This window comes from Streptomyces sp. NPDC005004 (assembly GCF_053600675.1).
Genome location: NZ_JBSGAH010000013.1, coordinates 89,735 through 101,919, shown reverse-complemented (window position 1 = coordinate 101,919; position 12,185 = coordinate 89,735). Strand labels below are relative to the sequence as shown.

Genomic DNA, 12,185 nt, shown 5'->3' with positions numbered 1-12,185 from the left:
CCCACTTCAGTCAGGAGAGACCGGTGTCAGACGTCCGTGTGATCATCCAACGCGATTCCGAGCGGGAAGAACGCGTGGTGACGACGGGCACTACGGCCGCCGACCTCTTCGCGGGCGAGCGCTCGATCATCGCCGCGCGCGTGGGCGGCGAGCTGAAGGACCTCGCCCACGAGCTGTCCGACGGCGACGAGGTCGAGGGCGTCGAGATCTCCTCCGAGGACGGTCTCAACATCCTGCGCCACTCCACCGCGCACGTGATGGCCCAGGCCGTGCAGGAGCTGTTCCCCGAGGCCAAGCTCGGCATCGGCCCGCCGGTCAAGGACGGCTTCTACTACGACTTCGACGTGGAGAAGCCCTTCCACCCCGATGACCTCAAGGCCATCGAGAAGAAGATGCAGGAGATCCAGAAGCGGGGCCAGAAGTTCTCCCGGCGTGTGGTCTCCGACGAGGAAGCCCGCGAGGAGCTGGCCGACGAGCCGTACAAGCTGGAGCTGATCGGCCTCAAGGGCTCGGCCTCCTCCGAGGACGGCGCGGACGTCGAGGTCGGCTCCGGCGAGCTGACCATCTACGACAACCTGGACGCCAAGACCGGCGAGCTGTGCTGGAAGGACCTCTGCCGGGGTCCGCACCTGCCCTCCACCCGCCTCATCCCGGCGTTCAAGCTGATGCGCAACGCCTCGGCCTACTGGCGCGGCAGTGAAAAGAACAAGCAGCTCCAGCGCATCTACGGCACTGCCTGGCCGTCCAAGGACGAGCTGAAGGCGCACCTGGAGTTCCTCGCCGAGGCCGAGAAGCGCGACCACCGCAAGCTGGGCAACGAGCTGGACCTCTTCTCCATCCCGGAGCAGATCGGCTCCGGCCTCGCCGTCTTCCACCCCAAGGGCGGCATCATCCGCCGGGTCATGGAGGACTACTCGCGGCGCCGCCACGAGGAGGAGGGCTACGAGTTCGTCTACACCCCGCACGCGACGAAGGGGAAGCTCTTCGAGACCTCGGGCCACCTGGACTGGTACGCCGACGGCATGTACCCGCCCATGCAGCTCGACGAGGGCGTGGACTACTACCTCAAGCCCATGAACTGCCCGATGCACAACCTGATCTTCGACGCGCGCGGCCGTTCGTACCGTGAACTGCCGCTGCGTCTCTTCGAGTTCGGGACCGTGTACCGGTACGAGAAGTCGGGCGTCGTGCACGGTCTCACCCGTGCCCGCGGTTTCACCCAGGACGACGCGCACATCTACTGCACCCGCGAGCAGATGGCGGAGGAGCTCGACAAGACGCTCACCTTCGTCCTCGGACTGCTGCGCGACTACGGCCTGACCGACTTCTACCTGGAGCTCTCCACCAAGGACGAGACCAAGTTCGTCGGCTCCGACGAGGCGTGGGAGGAAGCAACCGAGACCCTGCGCCAGGTCGCCGAGAAGCAGGGCCTGCCGCTGGTGCCCGACCCGGGCGGTGCCGCCTTCTACGGCCCGAAGATCTCCGTCCAGGCCAAGGACGCGATCGGCCGCACCTGGCAGATGTCGACCATCCAGCTCGACTTCAACCTGCCCGAGCGGTTCGACCTGGAGTACACCGCGGCCGACGGCACCAAGCAGCGGCCGGTGATGATCCACCGCGCGCTGTTCGGCTCCATCGAGCGGTTCTTCGCCGTCCTCCTGGAGCACTACGCGGGCGCCTTCCCGGCGTGGCTCGCCCCCGTGCAGGCCGTCGGCATCCCGATCGGTGACGGGCACGTCGAGTACCTGGAGAAGTTCGCGGCCGAGGCCAAGAAGAAGGGCCTGCGGGTCGAGGTGGACTCCTCCTCGGACCGGATGCAGAAGAAGATCCGCAACGCCCAGCGCCAGAAGATCCCCTTCATGATCATCGTCGGCGACGAGGACATGAACGCGGACACGGTCTCCTTCCGCTACCGCGATGGTTCGCAGGAGAACGGCATTCCGCGTGACCAGGCGCTGGCGAAGCTCGTTGATGTGGTGGAGCGCCGGGTTCAGGTGTGACGCTATCCCCGCAGCGGCGGGGGTGATCCCGACCCGGAGAAGTTCGTGGGCTCGGACGATGCGTGCTCCCCGCAGCTGCGGGGCTTCAGACCCCCGGGGTTCCCCCCGGGGGTCTCTCCTTGTCCTCTTCCCGTGAGAACACCTGCAGCAGCCACGACGAGAACGACCCCGTCACCGCTCCGAGCAGCGACAGACCGCCCGCCATCATCGCCGCCGCGATGATCCGGCCGCCCGTGGTGACCGGGACGATGTCGCCGTAGCCGACGGTGGAGAGGGTCGAGCAGGCCCACCACACGGCGTCGCCGAAGTTCTTCATCTGGGAGGCGGGGGCGTCCCTCTCCTGCTGGTAGACGGCGAGCGCGCCGGTGAAGCCCATGAGCAGGGTGGAGAGCCCGGAGTAGACGATCACGCGCGCGTAGAGCGGGAGCCGGGGGAGTCCGCGCCGGTGCTCCATGGCCTCGTAGATGCGGACGATGCGGAGCGGGCGCAGCAGGGGCAGGATCAGGACGAGGGTGTCCAGCAAGTGGGCGCGCACGAAGCGCGGGCCCTGGCCGCTGATGGTCCAGCGCACCGCGTAGTCGACGGCGAAGAGCGCCCAGCAGGCGAAGAGCAGCGAGAGCCAGAGGTCGTCCCAGAAGGTGCCGGGGCGGGGGGCGAGGACGAGGGCGGCGTAGGAGCCGAGGAATGTCATCGAGGCCACGGTGAGTGGCATCTCGGCGTGGCGCTCCCAGCGCGCCGTGGGGCTGTCGTGGTCCACCGGGTCAGCTTGGCCGTTCGGTGCACCGGCGCCGCCCCGGCGACACGCCGCGAACGGGCGAAGCCATATGCTGCCTTGCATGACGAGTGAGCCGGAGCAGCAGATCGGAGTGGGGACGCAGGACGCGTTCCAGCGCCTGTGGACGCCCCACCGGATGGCCTACATCCAGGGCGAGAACAAGCCGAGTGGTCCGGGTGCGGACGACGGCTGCCCGTTCTGTGCGATTCCGGCGAAATCGGACGAGGACGGTCTGATCGTGCGGCGGGGGGAGCACGTGTACGCGGTGCTCAATCTGTACCCGTACAACGGCGGCCATCTGATGACGGTGCCCTACCGGCACGTGGCCGACTACACGGACCTGACGGGCCCGGAGACGGCCGAGCTGGCGGAGCTGACCAAGCAGGCGATGACGGCGCTGCGGACGGCGTCGGGGGCGCACGGGTTCAACATCGGGATGAACCAGGGCGCCGTGGCCGGTGCGGGGATCGCGGCCCATCTGCACCAGCACATCGTGCCGCGCTGGGGCGGGGACACGAACTTCATGCCGGTGGTGGGGCACACCAAGGTGCTGCCGCAGTTGCTGGGGGACACCCGGAAGATGCTGGCGGAGGCCTGGCCGGCGAGCTGACGCCGGCTGCCCCCGCCCGCCGGGGGTCCTACGCGTTGTAGAGGTCGGCCTTTCCGGGGGTCGGGTCCTGGATCTGGCCGCTGAGGATGGAGGAGCGGGCGCCGAACTTCTCGGTGTCCACGCCGTTCTCCTTGAGGACCTTGATCGCGGCGGCGTGGACCACGCGCAGGACCGGGGTGGCGGCGCGCAGCGCGTCGTCGGCCATGAAGCGGTGGCGCCAGGGCTGGTCGGCCCAGGCGTGCCGCAGACCGAAGGGCTCGGGCAGGGCGATGGAGCCGCCGAGCCAGTTGAGCAGCGGCGGGTACCAGGTCAGGGGCGCGCGGACGGCGAGCCGCACGACCTCGTCGGTGTCGACGAGGGGCAGCTTGACCGTGCGGCTCTCCCAGCGCTTGACGGACTTGGTGACCGTCTTGGTGGGGGCCTCCGGCTTGGAGGTGAACAGGGGGTTCACCGGGCCGAGGGCGTGTCCGGTGACCTCGATGCGCAGCGTCTCGTGGAGGACGGTCACGGTGATCATCATGGTGATGACGAGCTGGCCGTCCCACAGGGTCCACTGGACGCCGAGGTAGTGGCGGTCGCCGCTGCCGAACTGCTGCTTGTTGCAGATCTCCTGTATGGCGTGCGGCTTGACCTGGAAGGCCTCGACGTCGGTGCCCTCGGGGCGGGAGACGGCGTTGGCGTTCTCGCCGATGGGGGTGACGATCCAGTGCCGTATCGAGGGGCGCGGGAAGCCGCCCGTGTTGAGGGGGCCGCGCTCCAGCATCCGGAGCTGGTCGTGGATGGCGCGTACGACGTCCCAGCTCCGGAAGGGGTGGATCTCACGTCCGGCGTCGGCGGGCACCAGGTCCTCGGCGAGCTGCCAGGAGCCCCAGCGGGTGCCCATGCCGAGGACGCCCTTGGGTCCGGCGTAGAAGACGGAGTTGGAGCGCTGTTCGGCGCTGAGCCGGGCCAGAGACTGGCGGAGCTGTTCGGCGGCGGTCTCGCCGGGGCTGCGGGGTACGGCCTCGGGGACCTTGGCGCCGACGCTGCTGCCGGAGAGCAGGCCGTCCCAGCGGGCGCGCAGGTCGGCTGCGGTCTGTTCGCAGACGCGCTTGGCCCAGTACCAGCCGAGGACGGGGGCGATGACGGCCGCGCGGGCGTACCAGCCCCAGAAGCCGGAGAAGGGCAGCTTCAGCAGGAAGAGCGCGGCGAGGAGGCCGACTCCGGCGAGGAGGACGGTGCCGATGGCTCCGGCGCGCTTGTCCTCGCGCTTGGCGAGAAAGGCGCGGAGCTGGAAGACGACGAGCCAGGCGACGAGGCCGGGCAGGAAGATCAGGCCGCAGACGACCATGATCGTGGAGAGCTTGTTGTCGCGGTCGCGGCGGATGTTGTTCGCGGCGAGGCAGTGTTCGACGATCACCTGGGGTTCGGCGCCGAAGGACTGGATCAGCGGTTTGCGGCCGGGGGCGAGGAGCCGGTCGACGACGGCTCGGGAGAACGCCTCGCCGAGGTTGGGCCGGAACAGGCGGACGCGGCCGGCGTTGACGGTGGACTGGTGCCACTCGTTGTCGGTCTTCTTGATGTCCTCGATCGCGTTGTCCCGGTAGGCCGCCGAGGCCAGCGCGAAGGTCGCCGCCTGGCCCTCGTCGCCGGAGACGGGCACCTGTGGCCCGTCCCACTCCGTTCCGACTGACATTCCCGCCCCCATCGCCGCCTTCTCGCTCCTGCGGCCTTCCCGACTTCCGTGTCTCGCACACCTGTTGAACAGGCCATCTTGAACGGGCCGTCGTGTCGGCACCGGGTCACCGGGTCCGTCGCGCGCGGCGTGATCAGCGTAGCCGCGGGCACCGACGACACACCGGCGGACGACCGAAGCCGCCCGCCGGCGCGCGGGGCGTACGCCGGGTGAACTACGGAGTGTCGCCCGCCTGTTCGCGGATGCGGTCGGCCACCTGTGGGGGCATCGGCTCGTGCCGGGCGTAGGCGCGGCTGAAGCGGGCAGTGCCGTGGGAGAGGGAGCGCAGGTCGATGGCGTAGCGCCCGATCTCGAACTCGGGGACCTCGGCGCGGACCAGGGTGCGTCCGGTGCCGACCTGTTCGGTGCCGAGGACCCGGCCGCGCCTGCTGGAGAGGTCGCTCATGACGGGACCGACGTAGTCGTCGGGGATGAGGACGGTGACCTCGGCCACCGGTTCCAGGAGGTGGATGCGGGTGTCGGCGGCGGCTTCGCGCAGGGCGAGGGCGCCGGCGGTCTGGAAGGCGGCGTCGGAGGAGTCGACCGAGTGGGCCTTGCCGTCGAGCAGGGTGACCCGCACGTCGACGAGCGGGTATCCGGCGGCCACGCCCTTGGCGGCCTGGGCGCGTACGCCCTTCTCGACGGAGGGGATGAACTGCCGGGGGACGGCGCCGCCGACGACCTTGTCGACGAATTCGATGCCGGAGCCGCCCGGGAGCGGTTCGACCTCGATCTCGCAGATGGCGTACTGGCCGTGGCCGCCGGACTGCTTGACGTGGCGGCCGCGTCCGGCGGCCTTGGTCGCGAAGGTCTCGCGCAGGGACACCTTGTGGGGGACGACGTCGACCTGGACGCCGTAGCGGCTGCGCAGCCGTTCCAGGGCGACGTCGGCGTGGGCCTCGCCGAGGCACCACAGGACGACCTGGTGGGTGTCCTGGTTCTGTTCGAGCCGCATGGTGGGGTCCTCGGCGACCAGGCGGGCCAGCCCCTGGGAGAGCTTGTCCTCGTCCGGTTTGCTGTGGGCCTGGATGGCGAGCGGGAGCAGCGGGTCCGGCATCTGCCAGGGCTCCATGAGCAGCGGGTCGTCCTTGGCGGAGAGCGTGTCGCCGGTCTCGGCGCGGCTCAGCTTGGCGACGCAGACCAGGTCGCCGGCGACCGCGTGCGGGACGGGGCGCTGCTGTTTGCCGAAGGCCATGGAGACGGCGCCGATGCGTTCGTCCACGTCGTGGTCCTCGTGGCCCCGGTCGGTCATGCCGTGTCCGGAGACGTGGACGGTGTCGTCGGGGCGCAGGGTGCCGGAGAAGACGCGGACGAGGGAGACCCGGCCGACGTAGGGGTCGGAGGAGGTGCGGACGACCTCGGCCACCAGGGGTCCCTCGGTGTCGCAGGGCTGGAGTTCGCGGGGCCTGCCGTCGAGGGTGGTGACCTCGGGCAGCGGGTGTTCGAAGGGGGTGGGGAAGCCGCCGGTGACCAGCTCCAGCAGCTCCTGGGTGCCGAGACCCTGGCGGGCGCCGTCGGTGGCGGGGGCGGCGGCCAGGACGGGGAAGAAGGTGCCGCGTGCCACGGCGCGTTCGAGGTCCTGGACGAGGGTCTTGACGTCGACCTGTTCGCCGCCGAGGTAGCGGTCCATCAGGGTCTCGTCCTCGCTCTCGGCGATGATGCCCTCGATGAGCCGGTTGCGGGCCTCCTCGATGCCGGGGAGCTGGTCCTCGCCGGGATCGGACTCCACGCGTTCGCCGGTGGAGTAGTCGAAGAGCTTGCGCGAGAGCAGACCGACCAGGCCGGTCACGGGGGCGTGGCCGTCGGGGCCCTCGGGGGCGCGCAGCGGGAGGTAGAGCGGGAGCACGGCGTCCGGGTCGTCGGCGCCGAACGCCTCCGCGCACTGCCGGGTCATCTCCTCGAAGTCCGCGCGCGCGGACTCCAGGTGCGTGACGACGATCGCGCGGGGCATCCCGACGGCCTGGCACTCCTCCCAGACCGCGCGGGTCGAGCCGTCCACGCCGTCGGAGGCGGAGACGACGAAGAGGGCCGCGTCCGCCGCTCGCAGACCGGCCCTCAGTTCCCCGACGAAGTCGGCGTAGCCGGGGGTGTCGAGGACGTTGATCTTGATGCCGTCCCATTCGACCGGGACCAGCGAGAGCTGCACCGAGCGTTGCTGACGGTGCTCGATGTCGTCGTAGTCGGAGACCGTGCCGCCGTCCTCCACGCGGCCGGCCCGGTTGACCGCCCCCGTCGTGAGTGCGAGGGCTTCCACCAGGGTCGTCTTGCCCGCTCCGGAGTGGCCGACCAGTACCACGTTCCGAATGGACTCGGGGTGGTCGGCCGTGACTGCCCTGCCGGCGGCCCCGGGATGTGATTGCGCCTTTTCGCCCATGATCCTGCCTCCCGTGGACGGTGAGGTCACTGTGGGCGCGGACACGCGGCACCGCGTGCACTGGCGGCTCCTGCGACGCCCGCGGTCCTTCGAGCTTTCCACTTGGGTCATGCCACGTCCATACGACGGACACCGCGGCGGACGGCGAGGCACGCCTGGCGGGGCGGTGACGGGCGCGGCGCCGGACGGTCTCGGCGCCTTCGCCGGTGCGCGCGCCGCCCCCGCGAGGGCCCGGCAACATCACGACAGGGCCACAACCCCAGGGTGCCCGCCAGCCGCGGGCCCTCGCGCGTGACTACGATGGGCGCGCCGGTGGTCACCAGGGGCTGCCGCGACACGACCCGTCGGGAAGGCCATGCTGAACAAGTACGCGCGTGCATTTTTCACGCGTGTCCTCACGCCGTTCGCCACGTTTCTCATCCGCCGGGGCGTGAGCCCGGACACGGTCACCCTCATCGGCACGGCCGGGGTGGTCGCGGGGGCGCTGGTCTTCTTCCCCAGGGGCGAGTTCTTCTGGGGCACGATCGTGATCACGCTGTTCGTCTTCTCGGACCTGGTCGACGGCAACATGGCGCGCCAGCTGGGCCGCTCCAGCCGCTGGGGTGCCTTCCTGGACTCCACGCTGGACCGGGTGGCCGACGGCGCGATCTTCGGCGGCTTCGCCCTCTGGTACGCGGGCAACGGGAACGACAACGTGCTGTGCGCCGTCTCGATCTTCTGTCTGGCCAGCGGCCAGGTGGTGTCGTACACCAAGGCCCGGGGCGAGTCGATCGGGCTGCCGGTGGCCGTGAACGGGCTGGTGGAACGGGCCGAGCGGCTGGTGATCTCGCTGGTCGCGGCCGGGTTCGCGGGGCTGCACGAGTTCGGCGTGCCGGGCATCCAGTACCTGCTTCCCGTGGCGCTGTGGATCGTCGCCGTGGGCAGCCTGGTCACGCTGATCCAGCGGGTCGTCACCGTGCGCCGGGAGTCGGCTGAGGCCGAGGAGGCCGCCCGGGACGACGCGGCGCGGGGCAGCGAGGCCGCCAAGTGAGCACGGCGGACCGCCTGACCGACGCCCTCTACGGACTCGGCTGGGGCGCGGTCAAGAAGCTGCCCGAGCCCGCCGCCGCGCGCCTGGGCGACACGATCGCCGACCTCGCCTGGAAGCGGCGCGGCAAGGGCGTCCGGCGACTGGAGTCCAACTACGCGCGCGTGGTGCCGGACGCGAGTCCGGAGCGGCTGGCCGAGCTGTCGCGCGCGGGGATGCGTTCGTACCTGCGCTACTGGATGGAGTCCTTCCGGCTCCCGGCCTGGAGCCCCGAGCGCGTCAAGGGCGGCTTCGCCCCCAAGGGCGCGCATCATCTGATCGACGGCCTCGCCGCGGGCAAGGGCGTGATACTCGCCCTGCCGCACCTGGCCAACTGGGACCTGGCGGGCGCCTGGGTCACCACCGAGCTGAACACGCCGTTCACCACGGTCGCGGAGCGCCTGAAGCCGGAGAGCCTGTACGACCGCTTCGTCGCCTACCGCGAGGGGCTCGGCATGGAGGTGCTGCCGCACAGCGGTGCCTCCGCGTTCGGCACGCTGGCGCGGCGGCTGCGCGACGGCGGTCTGGTCTGCCTGGTCGCCGACCGCGACCTGTCGGCCTCGGGTGTCGAGGTCGACTTCTTCGGGGAGCGCGCCCGGATGCCCGCGGGGCCCGCGCTGCTCGCCCAGCAGACCGGCGCGCTGCTGCTGCCGGTCACCCTCTGGTACGACGACTCGCCCGTGATGCAGGGCAAGGTGCACCCGGCGATCGAGGTCCCCGAGGCGGGCACGCGCGCGGAGAGGACCGCCGCCATGACGCAGGCGCTGGCCGACGCCTTCGCGGGCGGCATCGCCGAGCACCCCGAGGACTGGCACATGCTGCAGCGGCTGTGGCTCGCCGACCTCGACCCGGCGGGGGCGGAGGGGCGGGCGTGAGAATCGGCATCGTCTGCCCCTACTCCTGGGACGTCCCGGGCGGCGTCCAGTTCCACATCCGCGACCTCGCGGAGTACTTCATCCGCCTCGGCCACGAGGTGTCCGTGCTGGCCCCGGCCGACGACGACACCCCGCTGCCGCCGTACGTGGTCTCGGCGGGCCGCGCGGTGCCGGTGCCGTACAACGGCTCGGTGGCCCGGCTGAACTTCGGATTCCTCTCGGCCGCGCGGGTGCGCCGCTGGCTGCACGACGGGGCGTTCGACGTGGTGCACATCCACGAGCCGACCTCGCCCTCGCTCGGGCTGCTGACCTGCTGGGCGGCGCAGGGTCCCATCGTGGCCACCTTCCACACCTCCAACCCGCGCTCGCGCGCCATGATCGCCGCGTACGCGATCCTCCAGGCCGCGCTGGAGAAGATCAGCGCCCGGATCGCGGTGAGCGAGTACGCGCGCCGGACCCTGGTCGAGCATCTGGGCGGGGACGCTGTGGTCATCCCCAACGGCGTGGACGTGGACTTCTTCGCCAAGGCCGAGCCCAAGCCGGAGTGGCAGGGCGAGACGATCGGCTTCATAGGGCGCATCGACGAACCCCGCAAGGGACTGCCGGTGCTGATGCGGGCGCTGCCGAAGATCCTGGCCGCCCGTCCCGGGGCCCGGCTGCTGGTGGCGGGCCGGGGCGACGAGGAGGCGGCCGTCGCGGAGCTGCCCGCGGAACTGCGCTCGCGCGTGGAGTTCCTCGGCATGGTCAGCGACGAGGACAAGGCCCGCTTCCTGCGCAGCGTCGACCTGTACGTGGCGCCCAACACCGGCGGCGAGAGCTTCGGCATCATCCTGGTCGAGGCGATGTCGGCGGGCGCCCCGGTCCTCGCCTCCGACCTGGACGCCTTCGTCCAGGTCCTCGACCAGGGCAAGGCGGGGGAGGTCTTCGCCAACGAGGACGCCGACGCCCTCGCCGACGCGGCCGTCCGCCTCCTCGGCGACCCCGAGCGCCGCGCGGAACTCCGCGAGCGCGGCAGTGCCCATGTGCGCCGCTTCGACTGGTCCACGGTCGGCGCGGACATCCTGTCGGTGTACGAGACGGTCACCGCGGGCGCCGCGGCGGTCGCCACGGACGAACGCCCGGGCTTGCGCTCCCGCTTCGGCCTGGCGGCCCGGGACTGACCGGGGGACGTGAGGTGGCCGGGGGCCGGTAGCCTTCCGGCGTGACAGCAACGCTCATCTGGATTCTCGTCGCGCTCGTGGCCATCGGCGTCTACCTGAGCTGGACGGCCGGCCGGCTGGACCGGCTGCACGTGCGGATGGACGCCGCGCGGGCGGCGCTCGACGCGCAGTTGCTGCGCCGGGCCTCCGTGGCGCAGGAGCTGGCCACCTCCGGGGTGCTGGACCCGGCCGCCTCCATCGTGCTCTACGAGGCCGCGCACGCGGCCCGGCAGGCCGAGGAGGAGCAGCGGGAGGTCCTGGAGAGCGAGCTGAGCCAGGCGCTGCGTGCCGTCTTCGGGGACACCGGGCAGGTGGAGGCCGTACGGGCCGCGCCGGGCGGCGAGGAGGCGGCCCGGGAGCTGGCCGAGGCGGTGCGCCGGGTGCCGATGGCCCGCCGCTTCCACAACGACGCGGTCGGCGCCGCCCGCAGGCTCCGCGAGCACCGCAAGGTGCGCTGGTTCCGGCTCGCCGGACACGCACCCTTCCCGCTCGCCTTCGAGATGGACGACGAGCCGCCCGCCGCCCTGATCGAGCGCGCGGCCTGAGCGGACCGCGCAAAACGATCCACCGGTTCCCCATTGGCCCTTGCCGTGACCTGCGGGGTTCACGTTTCCTCGACGGTGCAGCGATCCCCTTCACCATCAGTGAGGTCACCCCGTGTCCACCATCGACAACCAGGCTCCCGAGACCGGCACCGCCCGAGTGAAGCGCGGCATGGCCGAGCAGCTCAAGGGCGGCGTGATCATGGACGTCGTCACCCCGGAGCAGGCGAAGATCGCCGAGGACGCGGGCGCCGTCGCCGTCATGGCCCTGGAGCGGGTGCCCGCCGACATCCGCAAGGACGGCGGTGTGGCCCGCATGTCCGACCCGGACATGATCGAGGGCATCATCGACGCCGTCTCCATCCCGGTGATGGCCAAGTCCCGCATCGGCCACTTCGTCGAGGCCCAGGTCCTGCAGTCCCTCGGCGTCGACTACATCGACGAGTCCGAGGTCCTCACCCCGGCCGACGAGGTCAACCACTCCGACAAGTGGGCGTTCACCACCCCCTTCGTCTGCGGTGCCACCAACCTGGGCGAGGCCCTGCGCCGCATCGCCGAGGGCGCGGCCATGATCCGCTCCAAGGGCGAGGCCGGCACCGGCAACGTCGTGGAGGCCGTGCGCCACCTGCGCCAGATCAAGGGCGAGATCGCCAAGCTCCGCGGCTGCGACCACAACGAGCTGTTCGCCGCCGCCAAGGAGCTGCGCGCCCCCTACGAGCTGGTCAAGGAGGTCGCCGAGCTGGGCAAGCTGCCGGTCGTCCTCTTCTCGGCCGGTGGCGTCGCCACCCCGGCCGACGCCGCCCTGATGCGACAGCTCGGCGCCGAGGGCGTCTTCGTGGGCTCGGGCATCTTCAAGTCCGGCGACCCGGCCAAGCGCGCCGCCGCCATCGTGAAGGCCACCACCTTCTACGACGACCCGAAGATCATCGCGGACGCCTCCCGCAACCTCGGCGAGGCCATGGTCGGCATCAACTGCGACACCCTCCCCGAGACCGAGCGCTACGCGAACCGCGGCTGGTAAAGGCACCCC

Annotated in this window: 9 protein-coding genes and 1 pseudogene; 7 read left to right on the top strand and 3 right to left on the bottom strand. The window is 71.1% G+C overall.

Annotation, left to right across the window (positions count from 1 at the left end; translation table 11 throughout):
* The first annotated feature begins 23 nt into the window (after positions 1 to 23).
* Positions 24 to 2,000, top strand: a complete 1,977-nt coding sequence (thrS, locus tag ACWEEU_RS20120; protein ID WP_451733974.1) for a threonine--tRNA ligase — start codon at positions 24 to 26, stop codon at positions 1,998 to 2,000.
* A gap of 85 nt (positions 2,001 to 2,085) precedes the next feature.
* Here the strand turns inward: thrS and ACWEEU_RS20115 are convergent, their stop codons facing one another.
* Entirely contained in the window at positions 2,086 to 2,757 is a 672-nt protein-coding gene (locus ACWEEU_RS20115; protein ID WP_385748811.1) for a potassium channel family protein, read from the bottom strand.
* A 67-nt stretch (positions 2,758 to 2,824) separates the two neighbouring features.
* On the opposite strand from ACWEEU_RS20115, the gene ACWEEU_RS20110 reads away from it, so the two are divergent.
* Entirely contained in the window at positions 2,825 to 3,385 is a 561-nt protein-coding gene (locus ACWEEU_RS20110) for an HIT family protein (protein WP_451733972.1), read from the top strand.
* A gap of 28 nt (positions 3,386 to 3,413) precedes the next feature.
* Here the strand turns inward: ACWEEU_RS20110 and ACWEEU_RS20105 are convergent, their stop codons facing one another.
* Together ACWEEU_RS20105 and ACWEEU_RS20100 are read right to left on the bottom strand one after the other, a co-directional pair.
* Entirely contained in the window at positions 3,414 to 5,060 is a 1,647-nt protein-coding gene (locus tag ACWEEU_RS20105) for a hypothetical protein (RefSeq protein ID WP_451733970.1), read from the bottom strand.
* A 214-nt stretch (positions 5,061 to 5,274) separates the two neighbouring features.
* Complete coding sequence (locus ACWEEU_RS20100) at positions 5,275 to 7,473, bottom strand: elongation factor G-like protein EF-G2 (protein ID WP_451733968.1); 2,199 nt, start codon at positions 7,471 to 7,473, stop codon at positions 5,275 to 5,277.
* Between the two features lie 300 nt (positions 7,474 to 7,773).
* Between ACWEEU_RS20100 and pgsA the strand changes: the two are divergent.
* The 5 genes and pseudogenes from pgsA (at position 7,774) to pdxS (ending at position 12,176) form a co-directional block, all read left to right on the top strand.
* Positions 7,774 to 8,503, top strand: a pseudogene (pgsA, locus tag ACWEEU_RS20095) (phosphatidylinositol phosphate synthase).
* On the top strand, positions 8,500 to 9,414 hold the full coding sequence (locus ACWEEU_RS20090; protein ID WP_385748803.1) for a phosphatidylinositol mannoside acyltransferase: 915 nt from the start codon (positions 8,500 to 8,502) through the stop codon (positions 9,412 to 9,414). Before pgsA ends, ACWEEU_RS20090 begins: the two are co-directional and overlap by 4 nt.
* Positions 9,411 to 10,574 carry a glycosyltransferase family 4 protein gene (locus tag ACWEEU_RS20085; RefSeq protein ID WP_385748801.1) on the top strand — a complete coding sequence of 388 codons (1,164 nt, stop codon included), beginning with the start codon at positions 9,411 to 9,413 and terminating at the stop codon, positions 10,572 to 10,574. Before ACWEEU_RS20090 ends, ACWEEU_RS20085 begins: the two co-directional genes overlap by 4 nt.
* A gap of 41 nt (positions 10,575 to 10,615) precedes the next feature.
* Positions 10,616 to 11,158 (top strand): hypothetical protein, encoded by a 543-nt coding sequence (locus ACWEEU_RS20080; protein ID WP_451733966.1) that lies wholly within the window; start codon positions 10,616 to 10,618, stop codon positions 11,156 to 11,158.
* A 112-nt stretch (positions 11,159 to 11,270) separates the two neighbouring features.
* Positions 11,271 to 12,176, top strand: coding sequence for a pyridoxal 5'-phosphate synthase lyase subunit PdxS (pdxS, locus tag ACWEEU_RS20075; RefSeq protein ID WP_018549037.1), 906 nt, complete (start codon positions 11,271 to 11,273; stop codon positions 12,174 to 12,176).
* Positions 12,177 to 12,185: the final 9 nt, after the last annotated feature.